This is a genomic window from Geomonas sp. RF6, assembly GCF_021044625.1.
Taxonomy (GTDB): Bacteria; Desulfobacterota; Desulfuromonadia; order Geobacterales; family Geobacteraceae; genus RF6.
The window spans coordinates 265001-286455 of the sequence record NZ_CP087999.1; the positions used below are offsets into that span (position 1 = coordinate 265001).

Annotated in this window: 17 protein-coding genes (1 of these 17 cut by a window edge); 10 read left to right on the forward strand and 7 right to left on the reverse strand. The window is 61.8% G+C overall.

Annotated elements, in window-relative coordinates; genetic code table 11:
* Positions 1 to 2668, reverse strand: the 5' portion of a protein-coding gene (locus tag LPW11_RS01160) for a glutamate synthase-related protein (protein ID WP_230996289.1). The gene continues 1850 nt to the left of window position 1, outside the view; only the first 2668 of its 4518 coding nucleotides appear in the window; it begins with the start codon at positions 2666 to 2668; the stop codon falls past the left edge of the window.
* Positions 2669 to 3063: 395 nt separating this feature from the next.
* On the opposite strand from LPW11_RS01160, the gene LPW11_RS01165 reads away from it, so the two are divergent.
* Positions 3064 to 3534 carry a DUF2844 domain-containing protein gene (locus LPW11_RS01165; RefSeq protein ID WP_230996290.1) on the forward strand — a complete coding sequence of 157 codons (471 nt, stop codon included), beginning with the start codon at positions 3064 to 3066 and terminating at the stop codon, positions 3532 to 3534.
* Positions 3521 to 4750 (forward strand): DUF3443 family protein, encoded by a 1230-nt coding sequence (locus LPW11_RS01170; protein WP_230996291.1) that lies wholly within the window; start codon positions 3521 to 3523, stop codon positions 4748 to 4750. Before LPW11_RS01165 ends, LPW11_RS01170 begins: the two co-directional genes overlap by 14 nt.
* Positions 4751 to 5058: 308 nt before the next feature.
* On the opposite strand, the gene LPW11_RS01175 is transcribed toward LPW11_RS01170, so the two are convergent.
* Positions 5059 to 5211, reverse strand: coding sequence for a hypothetical protein (locus LPW11_RS01175; protein WP_230996292.1), 153 nt, complete (start codon positions 5209 to 5211; stop codon positions 5059 to 5061).
* Between the two features lie 339 nt (positions 5212 to 5550).
* On the opposite strand from LPW11_RS01175, the gene LPW11_RS01180 reads away from it, so the two are divergent.
* From LPW11_RS01180 to LPW11_RS01205, 6 genes are all read left to right on the forward strand, one after another.
* Positions 5551 to 7161 (forward strand): alginate export family protein, encoded by a 1611-nt coding sequence (locus tag LPW11_RS01180; RefSeq protein ID WP_230996293.1) that lies wholly within the window; start codon positions 5551 to 5553, stop codon positions 7159 to 7161.
* Positions 7162 to 7332: 171 nt separating this feature from the next.
* Positions 7333 to 7596, forward strand: a complete 264-nt coding sequence (locus LPW11_RS01185; RefSeq protein ID WP_230996294.1) for a FeoA family protein — start codon at positions 7333 to 7335, stop codon at positions 7594 to 7596.
* Positions 7593 to 7823: a FeoA family protein gene (locus LPW11_RS01190; protein WP_230996295.1), complete on the forward strand. Its 231-nt coding sequence runs from the start codon at positions 7593 to 7595 to the stop codon at positions 7821 to 7823. Before LPW11_RS01185 ends, LPW11_RS01190 begins: the two co-directional genes overlap by 4 nt.
* Positions 7820 to 10072 (forward strand): ferrous iron transport protein B, encoded by a 2253-nt coding sequence (gene feoB, locus LPW11_RS01195; protein WP_230996296.1) that lies wholly within the window; start codon positions 7820 to 7822, stop codon positions 10070 to 10072. The genes LPW11_RS01190 and feoB overlap by 4 nt, the downstream gene beginning before the upstream one ends.
* 2 nt (positions 10073 to 10074) lie before the next feature.
* Positions 10075 to 10206: a FeoB-associated Cys-rich membrane protein gene (locus LPW11_RS01200; protein WP_230996297.1), complete on the forward strand. Its 132-nt coding sequence runs from the start codon at positions 10075 to 10077 to the stop codon at positions 10204 to 10206.
* Between the two features lie 185 nt (positions 10207 to 10391).
* Positions 10392 to 12503 carry a methyl-accepting chemotaxis protein gene (locus LPW11_RS01205; protein WP_230996298.1) on the forward strand — a complete coding sequence of 704 codons (2112 nt, stop codon included), beginning with the start codon at positions 10392 to 10394 and terminating at the stop codon, positions 12501 to 12503.
* A 109-nt stretch (positions 12504 to 12612) separates the two neighbouring features.
* On the opposite strand, the gene LPW11_RS01210 is transcribed toward LPW11_RS01205, so the two are convergent.
* Positions 12613 to 13335, reverse strand: coding sequence for a DUF3793 family protein (locus LPW11_RS01210; RefSeq protein ID WP_230996299.1), 723 nt, complete (start codon positions 13333 to 13335; stop codon positions 12613 to 12615).
* 441 nt (positions 13336 to 13776) lie between these two features.
* Positions 13777 to 14979, reverse strand: a complete 1203-nt coding sequence (locus tag LPW11_RS01215; RefSeq protein ID WP_230996300.1) for a toprim domain-containing protein — start codon at positions 14977 to 14979, stop codon at positions 13777 to 13779.
* A 175-nt stretch (positions 14980 to 15154) separates the two neighbouring features.
* On the opposite strand from LPW11_RS01215, the gene LPW11_RS01220 reads away from it, so the two are divergent.
* Both LPW11_RS01220 and LPW11_RS01225 read left to right on the forward strand, forming a co-directional pair.
* The gene (locus LPW11_RS01220; protein WP_230996301.1) at positions 15155 to 16861 is read left to right on the forward strand and encodes a methyl-accepting chemotaxis protein; all 1707 of its coding nucleotides are present in this window, start codon (positions 15155 to 15157) and stop codon (positions 16859 to 16861) included.
* A gap of 92 nt (positions 16862 to 16953) precedes the next feature.
* Positions 16954 to 18225 (forward strand): endonuclease Q family protein, encoded by a 1272-nt coding sequence (locus LPW11_RS01225; RefSeq protein WP_230996302.1) that lies wholly within the window; start codon positions 16954 to 16956, stop codon positions 18223 to 18225.
* Positions 18226 to 19043: 818 nt separating this feature from the next.
* Here LPW11_RS01225 and LPW11_RS01230 read toward each other — a convergent pair.
* From LPW11_RS01230 to LPW11_RS01240, 3 genes are all read right to left on the reverse strand, one after another.
* Positions 19044 to 19772, reverse strand: a complete 729-nt coding sequence (locus LPW11_RS01230) for a DsbC family protein (RefSeq protein WP_230996303.1) — start codon at positions 19770 to 19772, stop codon at positions 19044 to 19046.
* A 135-nt stretch (positions 19773 to 19907) separates the two neighbouring features.
* A complete protein-coding gene (locus tag LPW11_RS01235; RefSeq protein ID WP_230996304.1) occupies positions 19908 to 20843 on the reverse strand; it encodes an ROK family protein in 936 nt (311 codons plus the stop codon).
* Positions 20843 to 21322, reverse strand: coding sequence for an HIT family protein (locus LPW11_RS01240; protein WP_230996305.1), 480 nt, complete (start codon positions 21320 to 21322; stop codon positions 20843 to 20845). The genes LPW11_RS01235 and LPW11_RS01240 overlap by 1 nt, the downstream gene beginning before the upstream one ends.
* Positions 21323 to 21455 lie beyond the last annotated feature (133 nt).

The following is a 21455-nucleotide window of genomic DNA, read 5'->3' on the forward strand; positions in this document are numbered from 1 at the left end:
TCTCCCCCCCCTCGCCGTTCATGCAGACGATATTCAGCCTCTTCGCCGCCTCTGCATAGATGCGGAAGGGGGTCTCCCCCTGCGACCCGAAACTCATGGCGCAAAAGATGATCGGCAGATCGTGCCCTCCCACCGTCGTGTCCACCTCTTCCGGATCGACGGAAAGCTCCTCCTGGTAGCGGAAGTCGACCAGGTGCCGGATGGCGGTCGGATGCTCCTCCTCCAGCTTTTGAACGAGCTTTGAGAGATCGGCGTAGTTCTCCTCCATCTTCGCCACCTGCCCGACCATGCGCCAGATGCGGGGGTAGAGCCTGAACTGCTCCGGCAACGGCTGCTTTTCGCGACTCGTGGCGACGACTGTCCTGGAGCGGTTGTCGAGCTCCAGCCGCTCGAGGGTGAGTCCGCCTTCTTCCGAGCCGCAGAAATTGGGGGTCTCGAAGAATTCCACGACCTCGCTGCTAAGCCCGATGGAGGCGAAATATTTGCCGTACCCCCCGATCTCGTGCGTTCCCATGGTGGACATGACCTTCTCCAGCCCCTTGGAGAGGACGCCGGAGAGCTTCGTTACCCCTTTTTCCACGGCCGCCGCCTGCTCCCACATCAGATAGGGACAGAGGGCGTCGGCCCCCATCCCGAAGGCGAAGACAAGGTCGTGCAGGTTCCTGAGCGCTCCGGAGCGCAGCAGGAGAGAGACGCGGCGGCGCACACTCTCGCCGTCCGGGGTGGTGGCAAATTTCAGCTCCTTGTGCAGGACGGCGACGGCGAGGAAAGGATCGAGGAAATCGGCATTCCTGGTAAACGCGGCGGCATCGTCGAGAAGAAGAAGGGTGGTCCCCCGCCCCACCGCGAGAAGCGCCTCGGCGGCGAGCCTCTCCAGCGCCTGCGTCACCGTCTCCCCGCGCCCGAGGGTGCAGGAGAGGGTCGCGCTGCGCTTCCCGAAATAGCCGAGAACCCCCTCTAGGGTGACGACACCGGGGGTCGCGATCCCCTCCCCCGCGACCGATTTCAGCCGCGCCCCACCCAGAAGAAGGGGAACGGAAAGCTCCAATGCCGGCTGCGTCCCCCCCTGCAGGGCGGGGCGACTGCCGAGGTAGACGCGGGTGGAGAAGTGCTCGTTTTCACGCTCCCGATCCACCGCGGGGTTCGTGACCACCGCAACCTGTTCCTTGAAGTAGTCGGAGAGGTTCTGGCGCGACAGGGAGAGTGGCGCCAGAGGACCGTCATAGCCGAGGGAAGCGATCGGATCCTCTCCGCTTGCCGCCATCTCCCGCAGGTTCTGGAGATCATTGGGGCTCCAGGCAAAGGCGGAGAGGATATTCTCTTCCTGCAGCTTCGCGCTCTTCCCCCACGCCGCCGGCGGGGAGGACGGAGGATCCTCCAAAAGAGAGTTCCACTCCTTCAGCACCTTCTTCTGCTGCGACAGCTTCGTCCTTCCCGCGAAGCGCTCGAAGACCTCGCGCCGCAGGTCGTGATGCTGAAGGAGCCGCGGCTCTCCAGCGGGATTGAGGAGGACCCCTACTTTCTCCCCCGGCGCCAGCGGCTTCGGGTCCCCCACTATCTCCTCGTGGGGAACGACGCCGAGCTCGGAGGAGGCGAATATCTCCCGGTCCGTCTCACCGACCCACAACGGGCGCAGCCCCATGGCGTCGACGCTGAAGACGCACTCGTCGCGGTGACGGGCGATGATGGCGGCGGGCCCCTGGGCGCTGGCAGCGAGGAAGCGGCGAAACCAGCGGTACATGGAGGAAAGCTCCTCCGGCATCCGGTCCATCACGCTGAAGATCGGCGGGAAGACCATCTCCATCGCCTCGAAAAGGGTGAATTCGCGGCTGCAGATCAGCCCCTCCAGGGTGCGGTTCAGGTCCTGCGAGTCGCTCCCCCCTTGAGGGAGCACGATCCCCAGCATGCGCGCCTCTTCCCGCACACGCGCGATGGTGTTTATCTCGCCGTTGTGCCCGAGGAGGGAGAAGGGCTGGGCGCGCAGGACGGTCGGAAGGGTATTGGTGGAGTAGCGGCTGTGGCCGATGGTGACGGCGGACTGGAACTCCCGCCTTTTGAGCTCCGGGTAATAGCGCGGCAGAATCTCCGGCGCGCCGTGGACCTTGTAGGCGGCAACCCGTGTGGAGAGGGAGACGACGTGGACCTGGAACTCCTTTTCGATATCGAGTTGCAGGGAAAAGAGCATCTGGTCCGCGCGCTCCGGCTCGCCGCACAGGAGGGCGACCTGCCAAAAGAGCGGCTCGCTCCTCCTCGCGGCGCTGGCAAGGACCTCGCTGCGGACTGGAGCGGGACGCTGGGCAAGGACGGAAAAGCCTGCTTGAGCCATCCGCTCCAGGATGAGGTCCTGCAGGTCGGGACGCACGGCAAGTGCCGGACGCTCCAGGAGGAAGTGGCCGAGGGCGAACCCGGAGGAGTCGGCAAGTTCCGCCGCGTATCCTTCACCGGCGAGGATCTCCCGCCAGATGAGGCGCGGGATATCGACGAGGATGCCGCAGCCGTCGCCCTCGCCATTAATCTCCCCCGCGCGGTGCCCCATCTTTATCAGCGCATCTATGGTGTGCTGCACGTTCCCATGGCTCGGGCGGCCGGATTTATTCACATAACAGATAATAGCGCAGGCGTCGCGCTCACTCGGTACCATTCCGGATGGATCGTCCACTCTTTTCATTTCAGCTCCTGCAATAAAGAGAGATAACAGTGGGTGAAGCAGATATTTTACTCTTAAAGGTCTGATGCCAGCTGCCGATACAGTACAAATGCGCTCATTCAACGCATAGGTAGGGTGGCTATGACAGGCGACATGCTGCATTATACTCAGGAGAGGAAAATCTTTCTGCAATGCAGAGGAGTTATAACAAAGCCGGCACCGAAATCAAGGCATCAGCAGGGAAAACGCGGTTCCCCCCCAGGACCTGGTGACACGGCGGCCTTTCCCGGTACAGTGGCGGCCAAAAATAAAGAGGATATAATGAAGGCACCAACTCCACTCCCGGTATCTGCTGGCCACTATTTAAGCACAACCTCCCATGGCTATCTAACGACACTCCGCAAAGGATCGACACCATGACACGAAGGCTTCCCTCACTTGTTACCACAGTGGCCCTTGCAGCGAGTGTGCTGGGGCTCCCCCAGCAGGCGACGGCCACCCTCGGTGAACCGGCAACGTCTGTCGCAGCGGACCGGAAGGCGCTCGGTGCAGTGCAGCGCGCCACCACCATCCAGAAGAATTACACCGTCCAGGAAGTCGTCTCTCCCTCAACGACGGTTCGTGAGTTCGTCAACGCTTCCGGGGTCGTCTTCGCCGTCGCCTGGAAGGGGCTCGTGCCCCCCGATCTCACCACCCTGCTCGGGAAGTTCGCGCCGGAGTACCAGGACGCGGCGGGGAAGACCCCGCGGGTGCCGGGGCGCAAGCGGATGCAGGTAAACACGGACCGGATCGTCGTTCAAAAATGGGGCCACATGCGGGCCCTGCAGGGGCGGGCGTATGTCCCCGCACTACTGCCTTCTGGGGTGACCATCGATGAGATCCAATAAACTGCGTACAGCCCTTTTCCTCGTCGTGCTTCTGGCAGGCTGCGGCGGTGGCGGCGGTGGCGACAATAACAACAACAATCCGCCTCCGCCCCCTACAGGGTCGAACGAGCTGACCGTCACCGTGAACGGCGCGCTTGCCGACCCCGCCACCTCCTCGGGGTACATCAACAAGCCCGCGGTGAGCGTGACGATTTGCGAGCCGGGGAGCACCACGAACTGCCAGACGATCAACGACATCCTCCTCGACACCGGCAGCTACGGCCTGCGCATCTTCAGCAGCGCCATAACGGTGCCGCTGACCCAGGTCCCAGTCGGCCCGGCGACCCTCGGCGAATGCATCCACTTTGCTGACGGAACGACCAGTTGGGGACCGGTGAAGATTGCCAATGTCATTCTGGGTGGTGAGCCCGCAGTGCAGGTTCCGATCCAGGTGCTCGACACCTCCTTCTTCCCCCAGGCGATCACCGGACCGGGCAGCGTGTGCGGCACACCCGATGCTTCCCCCGCGGCTGCCGGATTCCACGGCATCCTCGGCGTCGGTGTCTTCGCGCAGGACTGCGGGCCCGGCTGCGTCAGCAGCAATGCAAACCGCGTCTACTTCGCCTGCAGCGACAGCAACTGCACCGGAACCAGCGTTCCCCTGGCGGCGCAGGTACAGAACCCGGTTTCTGCGCTCCCGCAGGACAACAACGGGGTCCTGATCCAGCTTCCCGCGGTGCCGACGACCGGCGCCCCCCTTGTCAACGGGAGAGTCCTCCTCGGCATAGGTACTCGCCCCAACAACACCCCGGGCACGGTGACGACCTTCTCCGTGGCCACCACGGGGAACTTCCCGACCTTCTTCACCACCTTGAACGGCACGACCTACAACAGCTTCCTCGATACCGGCTCCAACGGCATCTTCATCCCCGCCAGCGCCAACCTGCTGCCGGTGTGCGCCTCGCCGTTCGACGCGTGGTATTGCCCGCCTGACACCACCACCATCAACGTCACCAACAGGGCGGCCACAGGATCGGTCAGCGCCCCGTTGAGCTTCCAGATCGGCAATTTCCAGTCCCTCATCAACACGGGGAACAACGTCTTCAACGACATCGGCGGCCCGAGTCCCGGCTCCGAGATCGACTTCGGGCTCCCCTTCTTCCTGGGGCGCGATGTCTTTATCGGATACGAAGGACGCAGCTCGACACTCGGGACAGGGCCATACTGGGCCTTTTGATCGTGCCAACGAAAAAGCCCGCGGAAGCGGGCTTTTTTTTGAAGGTTCTTCTGGGAATTCCGGGGAAGGCGCTACAAAGAATCCAGGTGCCCGCACGCTGGAGCGTAGGCATCTTGCCTGCGATGGCGGCGCAGCCGCCACAGACCGCGCGGCTGGCGCCGCGGTACAGGCTGGGAAGCCTGTGCTCCAGCGCGGCGCCACTAACGTCCCTCACGTCAACGGAAGCAAGTGCGCTGAATTGAAGCCAATGGTGGAGCGTCGACAGAAAAGGCAGGAATTCCCCGGAACTGTCACCTGCGGGGTTGCTGTTACCGGATTCCCTTGAGAAAGACGAAGGCAATCAGGAGAAAGGGGAAGGACGAGAAGGCGGCCTCCAGGTTGCCGGCGAACAGCTGCCAGGTACCGAAGGTGAGAATGGAGAGAACGAAGAGGATCATGAAGTAGGCAGCCGATTTTTTCATGACAAGGATACTACTGGCTCCGCCCCCCCCTGTCCAGACTTTTTACCATCCGGCCCGGCGCCGGCCACTGCATCGTGCCGCCTGTTGCACGAGTCTTCGCGGCTCGTCAAAAGAGCCTCAAGATGAAATCACTTTTGCCGAATAATGACACGACTTCCCCTCCTTACAATGGCGCCTCCAGGGCGCTCCATATGTGCCGCGAAGGGAACAGGAAAAGAATTTTCTTGACAATGGTTTTCATTTTCCGTACAAGCGAAAAACATTTTCAATTTCATCGGACGCACCGGACAGCGAAAGGTCGTTCAGCAACAGCATTGATGGACCAGGAGGGTTGAAAAGATGCAGAAGTTTCGGACCATGGCGTTATCCCTCATCCTCGCCGCTTTTCTCAGCGGTGCAGCCTTCGCCCAGGGGGACAGCAGCGAAATTCCGGCGCAGGTGTCCAAAGAGCATTGGGCGTGCAAAGAACTGACGGAGCTTTCCGCCAAATACGGCGCGCCGGCCTCCCTCCCCCAGAAGGAGGTTCTGGAGAAGAAGGAGCTCGCCTCTCAACTCCTCTCCCTCATGGACAAGGTGCTGGAGAAGTGCGAGAAGGAAGGGCCCGAGGCGGTCCCGGCGCATGATCTGGAACAGCTCGCCGCCCTGCACCAGGCACTCCAGGGGGAGCTCGCCCAGTATGAGGGGTACGAGGTCCGCCGCGAGGCGATCGAGAAGATGCTGGCGAAGCCCGAGACGCCGGAATTTCTGTACAAGGCGGGGGTGAACGGCTTCCTGCGCGGCGAGGGTGTGCGCAACTTCCACCTCCCGGACTTCAGCTACACCCCCGACCACGGGGAGGGGCGCTTCCTGTACAGGGTGAAACCGTACCTCTACTGGCATCCGACCGACTGGCTGGACATCCACGCCGAAGGGCAGGGGTACGGCTACCGCGGCGGGAGCCACCAGGAATACAACAAGTTCTCCCTATACCAGGGGTTCGTGCAGGCGCGGATTCCGGGAAGTGATGTGGTGACCCTCAAGGGAGGGCGCCAGGAATTCGAGTACGGCAGCGCCTTCATCCTCGGTCCGGAAGCGTTCTACGACGGCCTCTCCTTCGACTCCGTCCTCCTTCGGGTGAAGCCGGTCGAGCCTCTTACCGTCGACGTCCTCGCAGGAAGCTACGCCACCCCCTTTTCCAACGGCATCGAAGGAAACCTCGCCGGCGCCTACGCCACCTGGGCCTTCTCCGAAAACAACACGCTGGAAGCCTACGCCTTCCGCGACTCCGGGTCCGACGATCACCATGGCGGCGAATACCGCGCCACCTGGGGACTCAGGGGCACCGCCAGGGTAGGGAACGTGGCACTGGAAGTCGAACCGGTATACCAGTCCGGGAAGACCTTCAACAGCGTACGGGAAGCCAACGACCGCATCGAGGCGTACGGCGGCCACGTCGACCTCTCCAGCGAGGGGAACATCGGCGGCTACAACAACAAGTTCTTTGGCAGCTTCGCCTACGGCTCCGGCAGCAGCGAGGCAGCGAACGGCGTCTCCGGCAGGCGCGAGTTCGTAAACCAGAATACCGACAGCTCCCTCACCGGCGACATGAACGTCATCGGCGATCTCTCCGGCATCGACGTCGGCGACCACCACGCCAGCGGGGTACAGATCTACACGCTCGGCTGGGGTATCGACCTCACCAAGGACCTCAACTTCTCCGCCACCGGGCGCTACTTCCGCGCCAACAAGGTCGAGGAGGGTTTCAGCAAGAACCTCGGCCTGGAGACCGACTTCACCGTCACCTACAACGTAAGCGATGCTCTTTCCTTCATTCTCGGCTACGACCGCTTCTTCACCGGCAACTTCTTCCGGAACGCCACCGGCAGCGGTGACGACATCGACTACACCTACCTGATGCTGCAGTTCGACATCTCCAAGAGCAAGCCGAAAGCTAAAGCCCGCAAGGGGTAACCCTCCCAACGACAGACAACGATCCTGTTCCGGGGTGAACCTGGAACAGGACCATTCAGCGACGGCCGCCCTTCCATCTCAAGCTCTTTCCTGGGGGGCTGGCCGAACAAGATATAAACGCGGCAGCGTATTGAAAAAGACATTCATCATCACAGAAGGAGAGACCGCATGATGCCCCTGGGATTGTTAAGCGCCGGCGAAACCGGAGAGATTGCCGCAGTGAAGGTGCAGGCGGGCGCCGCTCCCGCCGGTTGCTGCGAATCGCGTGAGAAGTGCGACTGCCGGATCGAGGACATGGGCCTCAGGGTCGGCAAGCGGGTGGAGATGCTCAACAACGGCGGCGGCGGTGCGGTCCTCCTGCGGGTGGACGAAGCGAGGATCGCCGTCGATCGGAGCCTCGCCATGAAGATTTTCGTCAAGGAGGTAAGACAGTGAGCAATCTCGCAAAGATAAAGCCGGGGGAGAAGGGAAAGATCACCGCCATCGGAGCGATTGGGCCCCTGAAGCGGAGGCTTATGGATATGGGGGTTCTCGTGGGGGAAGAGGTGAGCGTCATCAAGGTGGCGCCTCTGGGTGACCCGATCGAGGTGAGCATCAAGGGGTACCGCCTCTCGCTCAGGAAGAAAGAGGCTGAAGGGATCGCTGTGGAGATGGTGAAATGACCACTGACATACTGAAGAAAGAGGAAGGGGCTGCTGAGCAGCCGGAGAGAAAAGGGAACCTTCACGCCGTGGAGAAGCGCCAGATAACGATCGCGGTGGCAGGGAATCCGAACTGCGGCAAGTCGACCCTCATAAACGCCATCGCCGGGAGCCGCCTCCAGGTCGGGAACTGGGCAGGGGTAACGGTGGAGAAGAAGGAGGCGAGCTTCGAGTTCGCCGGGCGCAAGATTCGTCTCGTCGATCTCCCCGGCACTTACTCCCTGTCGCCGTACACCCAGGAAGAGATCATCGCTCGGGACTATCTGGTGAACGAGCGGCCGGACCTCATCGTCAACGTCGTCGATGCCACGAACCTCGAGCGTAACCTCTACCTGACCGTGCAGATCCTGGAGCTCGGGATCCCCGTGGTCATGGCGCTGAACATCTACGACGAGGCGGAGTCGAAGGGGTACCGCATCGACATCCGCGGCATCGAGGAGACGCTTGGTGTCACCGTCGTCCCCACCTCCGCCACCAAAAGAAGCGGCCTGGACGAACTCCTGAAGAGCGTCCTGGCAACCGCCGACGCACCGGCGCGCCGCACCCCCCGGGTGCTGAACTACGGTGAGGATGTGGAGAAGGCCGCAAAGCTCCTCGGCAATGTGCTGGCTGCCAATCACCCGGCGCTCCTGGAGAAGTACCCGCCCCGCTGGCTCCTACTGAAGCTCATGGAGGGGGACAGCCATGTGCAGCAGACGGTAAACCTCCCCTCCCTCGAGGTCATGGACGATGCGCTGCGCCACCTAAGGAGCGCGCACGGCGACGACATCGAGTCTCTCATGGCCGATGTCCGCTACTCCCTCGCCTCCGGGCTCACCCGCGAGGTGCTGCAAAAGCCGGAACTGCGCAAGGCCGAGCTCACCGAAAAGATCGACCGCGTGGTCCTCGACCGCTTCCTCGGCATACCCATCTTTTTTGCCGCCATGTGGCTCATGTTCAAGCTCACCTTCGACCTGTCGAAGCCGTTCGCCGACTTTGTGGCGGACACCATCTCCGGCCCCCTGGCCCGCTGGACTACCTCCCTTGCCGGCCTGATCCACGCTCCCGACTGGACCGTATCGCTCCTGAACGACGGCGTCATCGCGGGAACCGGGAACGTGCTCGGCTTCGTCCCGATGATCTTCGCCATGATGTTCTTCATCACCTTCCTGGAGGGGAGCGGCTACATGGCCCGCGCCGCTTTCGTTATGGACAGGGCGATGCACTCCATCGGCCTGCACGGGAAGTCGTTCATCCCGATGCTCCTCGGCTTCGGCTGCAACGTCCCGGCGATCTACGCGACGAGGACACTGGAAAACCCGCGCGACAAGGCGCTCACCGGCCTTCTCATCCCGCTCATGTCGTGCGGTGCGAGGCTTCCGGTGTACGTGGTCTTCATCGGCGCCTTCTTCCCCCGGCACGGCGGCACCGTGCTCTGGTCCATGTACGTCATGGGGATCGCCCTTGCCATCGTCATGGGCTTCATCTTCAAGAGGACCCTCTTCAAGGGAGAAGCTCCCATGTTCATCATGGAACTCCCCCCCTACCGGATGCCCTCCTTCCGGAGCCTGATGATCCACACCTGGGAGAAGGGAAAGCACTTCCTGATCAAAGCGGGCACCTACATCCTCGCGGTCTCCATCATCGTGTGGTTCCTCCTCAATCTCCCCTGGGGGGTGCAGAGCAAGAAGGATTCGTACTTGGGCCAGATCGGGCAGGTCAGCGCACCGATCCTCGCGCCCCTCGGCTTCGGCACCTGGGAAGCCTCCTCGTCCCTTCTGGCAGGACTGATCGCGAAGGAGATCGTTGTCGGCACCATGGGCGAGGTCTACCTGCAAAAAGGCGCCGAGGAGAAGAAAGAGGTACCGACCTTTACGGAAGACCTGAAGGAAATAGGGACGTCCCTTGTGGAGGCAGGTCATGACGCAGTCGCCAACGTCACCTCCACCTTCGGGATCAGTACCCTCTCGGCCGTGGAAGACGCCGAGCAGGCCGCAGAGCGTTATACGCTGAGAAACGAGCTCAAGAAGCACTTCGACCCGCTGTCGGCTTACGCCTTCATCACCTTTGTCCTCCTGTACATGCCGTGCGTCATCGCGTCGGTAGCGATGGTGCAGGAATTCGGCACCTGGAAATGGTACGGCATCGCTTTTGCCTACCAGATGGTGCTGGCATGGGGGATGGCGCTGGTTATCTACCAGGGGGGGAAACTCCTCGGGCTGGGAGGTTGAAAATGGGAATCTCGGACATGATCATAGCCGCCGTCATCCTTTCAGGAGCCGGCTACCTTCTGTACCACTCACTCTGGAAAAAGAAGGGTCACTGCCCCGGCTCAGGGTGCTGCGGAGACTGCACGAAGAAGTAACTATAAGACGCCCCCGACTGAACCGGGGGCGTTTTTCTTTTGGCCACACGCGCCCCTCGTCCGGTCACCGGCGGGGAAAGCGGCTACTTTGAGATAAAGAAAAGCCCCTCCCCTTCCGATACGAGTGGAGTCGCTTCGCGTGGTTGCGCGGCACAAGACTCAATTTCCAACGCTAAAGAGGAATCATGTACCTTTCCATACGGAAAAAGATCTCCCTAGGGACGATCGTCGTCACAGCCCTCGTCGTTGCCGTCGGAGCGTGCGGGCTATGGGTGCAGGGACGGATGAACGGCAGGATCGCCAACCTGGAGACGCAGGCGGAAAAGCTCATTTTGCTTTCGGAGCTAAACCTCCAGGTGGAACGCTCCCTCATGCCGGCAAATGACTATCTCATCACGGGGAAGCCGAAGTTCCGCGATGACTTTTCAGTACTCAGCGCATCGGTGGAAAAGAAGATCGACGACTTGAAGGGGAAACCGTTCCTGACGCAGCAGGAGTCCAAGGACCTGGAGGATGTCCGCGGGCACTTCACCAACATCAAGCGCCTGAGCGAAGAGATCCTGCACAGAGATCACAGGGACGCCTCTTCCGCAGCGACCATGGAGGTCATGGATTATAAATACGGCGCACCGCTCAGCGCTGAGGTGGAGGGGATGAACCGCGCGATCCGTCTCTCCTTTGAGGAGGCGCGGCGGGAGGCTGCGCGTTTGAGCCTCATCGGCAGAAGCGCAACGATCGGCGCCATCGTGGTGGTAATAGCAATACTTTGCAGCGCCGGAATATCGCTGCGCAGGTCCGTCACCCGCTCCTTCGACACCGTCGCAGGGATGCTGAAGGAGATCGCGGACGGAAAAGGTGATCTTACCAGGAGGATCGAGGTCGATTCGCAGGACGAGATAGGGGATCTGGCGCAGGGCTTCAACAGATTCATGGACCAGTTGCAGGAGACGGTGCGGGAGGTTACCTCCGCTGCCGGAGGGATCCTCTCCTCAGCGGACAGGGTGCAGGACTCATCCCACAGCGTCCATACCGCGGCCCAGGCCCAGTCCGCCGCCATCGAGTACACCCGGTCCTCCACGGAGCAGCTCGACGCGTCGATCCGGGCCATCGCCGAGGATACCGGAAAGTTGCAGCACACACTCTCCATCGCCTCCTCATCGTCCCGGGAGATCTCCTCCGCCCTCGATGGGGTGAGGGATCTCACCGAAAAGCTCGACAGCTCCGCCGACAGCACGCTTGCCGCCATCAACCAGATCGCCTTCTCTTTCACCGCGGTCGCTTCGAACGTGGAAGCGCTCTCCGTGAAGGCGGACGAGGTGGCAGCCTCTACTCTGGAGATAAACGCCGTGGCGAAGGAGATAAACGCCTCCTCCCAGGAGCAGGCGAAGATGGCGCGGACCGTCAAGGATCACGCTGCGCTTCACGGGCTCTCCGCGGTGAACAAGACGAAGGAGCGCATGGAGAAGATCCAGGGGGAGGTAACCGAGACCGCGGAGGTTATGGGGCGGCTCGGCACCATGTCACGGGAGATCAACAGGATCGTCAACATCATAAGGGACGTGGCGGAAAAGACGAAGCTCCTCGCTCTGAACGCGAGCATCCTCGCCGCGCAGGCCGGGGTTCACGGCAAGGGATTCGCGGTCGTCGCCGAAGAGATAAAGGATCTTGCGCTGCAGACGGCGAATTCCACCCAAGAGATCACCCATATGGTGAAACAGGTGCAGGAGGAGACTCTTGCGGCCGTAGACGCGGCGAAGAGGAGCTCGGTCGTGGTCGGCGAGGGGATGCACCTCACGCTGGAGGCGGAGGCGGCGCTGAATGAAATCATATCGAAGGCGGAGATGTCGCTGGAGCAGTCGGTGAAGATGGCACGCTCCGCCGCTGAGCAGACGACAGGAATAGGGGTGGTATCGGAATCACTCCAGAAGATGAATTTCATGGTCGCGCAGATCAATCGCTCCGCCGCGGAGCAGAAGGAATCGACGGGGATAATTCTTCGCTCCACCGAGGACATGCGCAATCACACCCACTCCGTACGCGAAAAGATCGTCGCGCAGTCCAACGAGACGCAGCGCATAGCCGCCCTCATCGAGGACATCTTCCAACTCGCCCACGTCATCGCGCAGAACACCTCCGGGCAGCAGAAGGCATCGGAAATCATCGTGACGGCAATAAATATCCTGAATCAGAAGGCGGAGGAGCAGTCCTCCCTCGCCGGCGACCTCGACAATATCGTCAGGGTCATCAACGAGGAAGCAAACAACCTGCACAGCAAGGTGGGAGTGTTCCAGATCTAGCGAAAGGCCCCGCACAACGCGGGGCTTTGGGTTGGTTCGTTAACGGCGGATCTTTCTGCTACGTCCCTTCCCCTTCAGGGGAAAGGACAGGATGGGGACGGGAAAAGTGTCAATTCGGCGCGGCAGAATGGTGGGCTGCACGCTGCAGCCACGACACCCCCTTCAGGCATTCGCGGGGATCGCAGCCGGAGTCGAGCAGGAGTGAAATCTTGCATCGGCAGAGCCGATGCCGCGCCGCAAGCTTCAGGCTCTCTTTCGGGTCGCCAAAGATCTTCCACGGTCCCTGGCAGGTGAAGGCGAGTCCGGGCCAGCCAATGAACCCCACCACGTCCTTCAACGGATACCCCAGAAAGACCCCGATCTCGTGCGGGAAGGTCGTCCCCTGCACCCTCGTCTGCAGTTCGTCCAGGATTCTTTCCAACTCCCCCGTCTCGCTGTACCCTGCGCGTGAAAGGATGACCTTCACGCTGTTGCGCGACAGGAGCTCATGCAGTGCGTCGTGACGGTAAAGGAGAAGGAGGATCGAGCTGCCCCGGTCGGCGAGTACCCGAACCGAGAGCCCCGTCCCGCGCACCATGGTCTCACCATGCTCTTTCCACAGCCTGTAGAGGTTCTTGCCGCACAAGCGGGGCCGGTTGGAAAGGTTCAGAAGGTTCGCGGGCTTCGCCCGTTGCAGGACCTCCGCGCATTCCAGCGCCAGGAAAGAAGCAAGGCAGTCGGTATCCTCCGGAAAGCGCTCCGCATACTCCTGCCACCCTCGCCCACGCGGCAGATGACGTGTTCCTGCAAAGTCGTTAACCTTCGTTGCGCTACTCCACTCGATGCTTTCCATGCCACGACCTCCTCTAATGAAACCGCGCGCTCTAACGGAGCGCCCGGCAAGACAACAGGCGGCAGGAATGACATCTGTTTAGATAAAAGTATACCATTCGGAGCCAAACCCGCTTCCAGCCGCCATCGCCACCGTTCCCGGCACAGCATCGTCCACGTGTCATGAGCCGCGCCGATGGCGATAATGAAAGTTGTTTTCGTTTGTACCGTAAAAGGAAGACGCCGTCAAGAGATAATGAATAACTGTGAAGGGGGAAGTGGGACGGTCGGGGAGTGCCAAACGGAACGGAAGGACAATGTCGATGTAGGCCGGAATAAGCGCAGCGTTTCCGGCAGGAACTGTGGAAATCGACGGCCCAGCCTCAACCCGGCCGCACGGGAGACGTGCAGATTTTAAGGCAGACGGTACTGTTTCAACTTCCCGCCGGAGACGAGGCTTCTCTCACCCCGTCCCTCTGATTTCCGCCATCATGTTGCAAAATATCTCACCCTGCTCGAGAGCGTCGTCCAGCGCCTGGTGGGTGTGGCGCAACTCGGGGACCCAGCGCTTCGGAAAGTTTCCTTTTGTGCTCTTGCGGTACTCCTTCTTGAGGAGAACCATCGCCATCGTCTTGATGTCCAGAGCCGAGAAGCTGAAGGGACTCTCCCCCACAAAGCGCATCAGGTACCAGTAGACGAACATGAAATCGAAGGCAGCCGGGTACCCCACAAAGACCGGCTTCCCCGGCAGTTTCTCCAGCCACCGCACGAAATGCGCCATCACCTCCCCCGGCGGGCGTCTGTCCTGGTGGCACGCCAGCCACGCCTCCGGATGCTCCTCCCACCAGGCCATGGTGGCGGGGTGACCGCTGGCGCCCGGGAGCGGCTCCAGGTTGGCAGAGAAGGTCCCCAGCAGGGTGCGGTCCCGCAGGTAGGCCGCACACCCGAAACTGAGCATCGAATGCGGCCCCGGAATCGGACCGTCGACCTCGACGTCGGTGCTTACATAGACTTCGGTCATTCCCTCACCTCCCCGCCCCTTCCCTCCGACCCATTGTGCGACCCGCTCGCGCCCCAGCTTTACCAGGGCGGAGTTCCAGTCCTGGCAGCGAGTCGGCGGGCGCAGGCGGCGCGACTGCGACTTGTGAAGACGCGTCTGGAAAAAGGAGGCGCTGGCATCTCCCGCCCTCCCGGCATCAAAAGCGATCCACACCTCGCGCCCTGCGCACGCTTCAGGGAGCCACGGCGCCCATCGCCCTACGGTGGCGACGGATGGATAGCCGCACACCGCCAGCGACAGCGCATCGAAAAGCCCCTCCACCAGTATGATACGGTCGCGCCGCCACCCGCCGATGCAGAAGGCTCCTCCGGCTCCCCCGAACGTGCACATCTTCTCCTGCCTCGAGCTGGCATGGAGATAGCGACCGTGCAGAGCCAGCATCGTCCCGTCGCAATCGCAAAGAAGGGAAACGACAGCCGGCCGTCCCGCAAGATCCGGATCGAAGAGCACCCCGGCGGAGCTGGCTACCGAAGCCGGGACCCCTCTCCCCTCGACATAGCGCTCCCCATCCGTCCCCTGAAGGTGGAGACAGCGGCGCAGCCGGTCAGCTGGAGTCTCACCCGTCTTCATTAGGACCGGCGGGTCGGAAAATACCTTCAGTCTCACATCTTCTCTCCTTTCGCGCAGTTAAGGCAGCGACACCTTGTGTATAAAACCCTTCCCCCCCCATTAGACAATTAAAATTTTACCCGAACTAAAGGTGCGCGTAACACTCCCCGATAGAGGGAGATGAAGCGTGTCGAGCGTGCCATCCCCAAACACCCGTAGAAGGAGAATCCAAATGCAATGGTTCCACGACCTGAAGGTGGGCACAAAGCTCATCACGGCTTTCTTGCTGGTGGCACTCTTTTCAATCGTAATAGGGTACATCTCTATCACCAGGCTGCAGATGCTGAGGGAAACGGGCACCGCGATGTACGAGCTCAACACCGTGCCCCTTTCCCACCTCATAGACGTCTCCACCAAATTCCAGCGCCAGAGGGTGGCGCTCAGGGGGATCATTCTCGCGAAGACACCGGAGGAGCGTAACAAGCAGGTTGCGGATCTGAAGGAACTGGATGCGAAGGTCTCCGAGGGGCTCAAAAAGGTGGAGCAGGGCTCGAAAGCCGCAGAGATAAAGACCCAGATAGCCGCCACTGAAGCGGCGCTCGACCGGTTCGACACCATCTGCACAAGGGTCGCGGAACTATCCCTCGCGGGGAAGCAGGAGGAAGCCCTCGCCTTCATGAAGCAGCCGACGAGCGCACAGGCAGTCCAGAATGTGGATGACGACATCCAGAAACTGGCGGACATGAAGACCTCCGACGCGAAGCGGAAAAATGAGGGTGACGCCGCCACAGCGCAGACGGCGATGCGCCTCACCTTCATCTTCGTCACCGTCGGCGTTTTCCTGGCCCTCGCCCTTGCCCTCTACCTCGCAAAGGCGATCAGCGTGCCGCTGCGAAAAGGTGTGGAGTTCTCCGAGGCGATTTCCGAGGGTGACCTCACCGGTCAGCTGGAGCTATGCAGGAAGGACGAAGTCGGGCAGCTGGCGGAGGCGATGAATACGATGGTGCGCAGGCTGAAGGAGATCGTCTCGGACGTATCGACTGCGGCCGAAAACGTCGCCGCCGGGAGCGAGGAGCTCTCCTCCAGCGCGGACACCTTGTCGCAGGGGGCCACCGAGCAGGCAGCCGCAGCAGAGGAGGCATCCTCTTCGATGGAGCAGATGTCCTCCAACATCCGCCAGAATGCCGACAACGCGATCCAGACGGAGAAGATCTCCGTCAAGTCCGCGACAGACGCACATGAGGGGGGCGAGGCGGTCGCGCAAACGGTCCAGGCGATGAAGGAGATCGCCACGAAGATAACCATCATCGAGGAGATCGCGCGACAGACGAACCTCCTCGCGCTGAATGCAGCGATCGAGGCGGCCCGTGCCGGAGAGCACGGCAAGGGATTCGCCGTGGTGGCGAGCGAGGTGCGGAAACTCGCTGAGAGGAGCCAGCACGCGGCCGCCGAGATCTCCGAGCTCTCCGTCACCAGCGTTGAAGTCGCCGAGCGCGCCGGGACGATGCTGGACCGGATGGTCCCGGACATAAAGAAGACAGCGGATCTGGTACAGGAAATCGCCGCCGCCTGCCGGGAGCAGGATGCCGGTGCTTCCCAGATCAACAAGGCGATGATCCAGCTGGACGTCGTAATCCAGCAAAATGCTTCCGCAGCGGAAGAAGTCTCCTCCACCGCAGAGGAGTTGGCGAGCCAGGCGGAGCAGCTGCAGTCGGCCGTAAGCTTCTTCAAGCTGGACAACTCCATCAGCGCAAGGCGCGCACGTCCCGCGGCTCCCCCTGCCAGGGGGAAAAGAGGGTATGGCGAAAAGCACCAGCGCCAGGCAAAGGCGCATAGGGAACCGCAGACGGCATGCTTCAACGGAAAGGGCGCGCACCCCGGCGTCAGTCTCGATCTGGGGGACGGTGTCGCTATAGATTCCGAGTTCGAGAGCTTCTAGAACGACGGTCGGTAGTGCAGAAATGAAAAAGGGGAGGCTTCTTGCGCGCAAGCCTCCCCTTGCCGTTTTCGCACCGCGCGTGCTACCTTCCGATGATGGAATTTATCGCAGATCTTCACATTCACTCCCGCTACTCCATCGCCACCAGCAGGGACCTTACCCCCGAATCGCTCTGGCGCTGGGGGCAGCTGAAAGGGATCCGGGTCCTCGGTACGGGAGACTGCACGCACCCACTATGGCTCGAGGAACTGGAGGAAAAACTAGAGACCGGCCCGGATGGCCTCCTGACCCTGCGGGCGAACCCGGCGGCATTGGAGGTGCCGGAGAGTTGCCGCGGTGACGTCTCCTTCCTCCTTTCCGGCGAAATCAGCTGCATTTACCGCAAGCCGAACGAAACGAAAACACGCAAGGTGCACTGCCTCGTTTTCCTCCCCGACTTCGAGAGCGCGCACAGGCTGAACGCCTCCCTTTCCGGCGTCGGCAAGTTGAGTTCCGATGGCCGGCCGATCCTCAAGCTCGACGCGAGGGATCTCCTGCAGATGGTGCTCGACGCCTCCCCTGCCGCCATGCTGGTCCCGGCCCACGCCTGGACCCCCCATTTCTCCGTCTTTGGCGCCGCCACCGGATTCAGCACCCTCGCCGAGTGTTTTGGCGACCTCGCCCCGCACGTCCGCGCCATCGAGACCGGACTCTCCTCCGATCCCGCCATGAACTGGCGGCTCTCGGCGCTGGACGGCATCACCCTCATCTCCAATTCCGACGCTCACTCCCCGCGTACCCTCGGCCGGGAGGCGACGGTCTTCAACACGGAGATTTCCTACCGCGGCATCTTCGACGCCATCACCAGCGGCAGCGGGGTCGCCGCCACGATAGAGTTTTTCCCCGAGCAGGGGAAGTACCACGGGGACGGCCATCGGCCCTGCAATGTGCGGCTCTCGCCGAAGGAAACGATCTCGCGCGGCTACCGCTGCCCGAGTTGCGGCAGGAAGGTGACGGTGGGAGTGCTGCACCGGCTGGAGCTTCTCGCCGACCGGGAGCCGGGGGTGCGCCCGCCGGGAGCGCCACCTTTCCACTCGGTGATCCCCCTTCTGGACCTCGTTGCCACTTCGCTGCAGGTGGGGTGCGGGTCAAAGAAGGCGCAGACGCTCTATTTCCGGCTCCTGGAACAGCTGGGGAACGAATTTCACATCCTCTTGAAGGCTCCGGTGCAGGCGATCGAAGCGATCTCCCCTCCCCTCGCCTCGTGCATCGCGCGGATGCGTGCCGGAGATGTGCAGATAGAGCCGGGATTCGACGGACAGTACGGAAGGATCATCGTCGCGCCCTCCCCGGCTCCAGTCGTGGAATGCGAAGGAGAGCGGTAGGACGGGGAGGTTGTAGGCCGGGATAAGCCGCAGGCGTTCCCGGCGTTCGGCGCCAGCCGAATGGTGCTGCACCGTGTTGCCGGAAACGCTCCGCTTATTCCGGCCTACATTATCGACAAGGCACGACTGATGACGTCGTAGGCCGGGATAAGCCGCAGGCGTCCCCGGCGTTCGGCGCCAGCCGAATGGATGCTGCACCGTGTTGCCGGAAACGCTCCGCTTATTCCGGCCTACATTATCGACAAGGGCACGGGTGATGACATCGTAGGCCGGGATAAGCCGCAGGCGTTCCCGGCGTTCGACGCCAGCCGAATGGATGCTGCACCGTGTTGCCGGAAACGCTCCGCTTATTCCGGCCTACATTATCGACAAGGCATGACTGATGACGTCGTAGGCCGGGATAAGCCGCAGGCGTTCCCGGCGTTCGGTGCCAGCCTGATGGATGCTGCACCGTGTTGCCGGAAACGCTCCGCTTATTCCGGCCTACATTATCGACAAGGCACGACTGATGACGTCGTAGGCCGGGATAAGCCGCAGGCGTTCCCGGCGTTCGGCGCCAGCCGAATGGATGCTGCACCGTGTTGCCGGAAACGCTCCGCTTATTCCGGCCTACATTATCAACAAGGCACGACTGATGGCGGCGTAGGCCGGGATGAGTCGCAGGCGTTCCCGGCGTTCGGCGCCAGCCGAAAGGATGCTGCACCGTATCGCCGGAAACGCTCCGCTTGTACATTGGAGAACTAAAAAAAGGGCCGGAGGAGAAATGTTCTCCATCCGGCCCTTTTGGTAAAGGCTCTGCTTTGCGCGCCCTGCCCCGCCTACTTCGCCGGAGCCGGCGGTCCTAGCAGTTGCTCGATCTTTTTCGTATCCGCACCGACGATCTGCTGGCCGTTTATGAAGAAGGTCGGAGTGCCCTGCACGCCCACCTTTTTCGCCAGGGACAGGTGCTCCTGCGCCAGCGCCTTCACAGCCTCCGATGCAGGCTTCGCGTTGGCTGGAATCTCCTGCCCGACCATCATCGCGTCGTACGCCTCAGCCTTGTTGGGGGCGCCAAGAATGTACTGGATCTTGTTGATCGCTGCGGGATGCGCCAGAGGTGCAAAGAAAACGTACCGTGTCACGTCGGTCCTCTTGGTGAAAAATTCCGCCGCTTTCCGGCAGTACGGGCAGTCCGGATCGGTGAACTCGACTACCTTCTTCTTCCCGTCCCCGATCTTCACAGCCTTCTCAAGCGGCAGCGTCTTCACAAGCTGAGCGGCAACCGCATTCCTGTGCTCGGCGGTGATGCTCTTCAGGTCCTTGCCGAACATCTCCCCGGAGATGATGATGTCCTTCGCGGGGTAGTAGTAGAAGATATTGGGGCCGGCATACACTTCGTAGATGCCGGGGATCTCGCTCGAGATGATCTTATCGAACTGCACCTGCGGGAACGCGGAACGCAGCGATGCCTCAGGAGTATTACTGTCAGCCCCCCACGACATCACCGAGATGCCGAGCACCAGGGCGCCGACCAGCAAGCATGCAACAAACCCCCTTCTCAAACCCATATACTCCTCCAGTTTTTGAAATGGCGTACTCTCATTGCCGTACTCTAGCATACATCCCTTAATAAGGATAGCATCGTCTGTCCCCGAAGCCGCGCCAGTGGTGCGATAGCGGCGCTCGGCAGTGGCGGAACTGCCTCACCTGCCGGCGAGGAGATCGAAGGCGATCGCCGTTGCCCCGAGAATCCCCGAATCGTCGCCGAGTTCCCCCTTGATGATATTCATCCGGGCACCCGGAATCTCGAAGGCGCGCGCCACCATCTCGCGACGCATCGGCTCCACCAGGAGGTCGAAACTTTCCGCCACGCCGCCGGTGAGGATGAGCGCCTCCAGGTTCAGGAGATTCGCCACCGTGGCGGCGGCGATCCCGAGGTAGCGGCCGGCCTCGTTGAAAACGGCAATGGCGTGGGGATTGCCGTTGGCGGCAAGGATTCCCACGGCATCTGCGGTCATCACCACGTCCGTTCCGAAACGCCGCATCTCCGTTGCGGTGTTGGCGATCGCCGTCGCTGAGGCGTATTGCTCGAGGCAGCCGACGTTGCCGCAGCGGCACCTGCGCCCCAAAGGCTCCACCGTCGCATGCCCGAATTCTGCCGCTATCCCGTCGGCGCCGGTCCAGAGCCTGCCGTCCAGAATGAGGCCGCTCCCGACACCGGTGCCGAGGGTAAGGACGAGGACGGAGCGGTAATGTCGCCCTGCCCCGTACCGCTGCTCACCTAATGCGCTCGCGTTTGCGTCGTTGAGAGATACCACCGGCAGCCCCAGTCGCTGCGACACCGCCTCGGTTATGTTCAGCCCCACCAACGGCTGGAGATTGACGGAGTTGTGCACGAGACCGCTGTTGGAGATAAGCCCCGGCACGCCGAGGCCGACGGCGACGACCGTCTTTCCGAGCGCCTCCGCCTCGAGGACGAGCCCCGCCAGCGCCTGGTGCAGCGTATCGAGAAAGTAGGCGCGCCCGTTATCGATCTCGGTGGGGAAGCGCACCCGCATGAAAACCTCTCCCTTGTCACTGACGACCGCGCAGCGCAGGTTCGTGCCGCCGACGTCTACTCCGAGACAGACCTTTTCCATCACATCGCCTCCACGTCGAAGTGCGGGAGCAGCCGGTCGTACGTCGCCAGGAGCGCCTCCGGCAGCACCCGCGTCTCCGCGACCACCGTCATGCAGTTCGTATCTCCGTGCCAGCGCGGCACCACGTGCAGGTGGAGGTGGTCCTCGACCCCGGCTCCCCCAGCACGTCCGAGGTTCATCCCTATGTTGAATCCATCGGGGGCCATGGTTTTCTGAAGGGCCGCCCGACAGAGGCGCACGTCACGGAATATCTCCAGCATCTCGGCGTCATCCAGCGCGTCGAGATCAGCGGTGTGCCGGCGCGGCACCACCATGAGATGCCCGTTGGCGTACGGGTAGCGGTTCAACTGTACGATGGTGCGCTCGGTGCGCTTTAGCACCAGGAGCTCCCTGTCGTCCCCCTCGCGGCAAAAGATGCACCCCGCCGCCCCCTTCTCGTTGATATATTCTATGCGCCACGGCGCCCAGATCCGTTCCATGCCCCCTCCGCCACCGCAAAAACCTTCAGGTCCGAACGGAATTATGGTCCAAAACCCCCCTTTTTACAACCTGCGGGGACGATTAGCTTGACTCGCCGCACACGCATTATGTATACAGTATACTACTTGCACC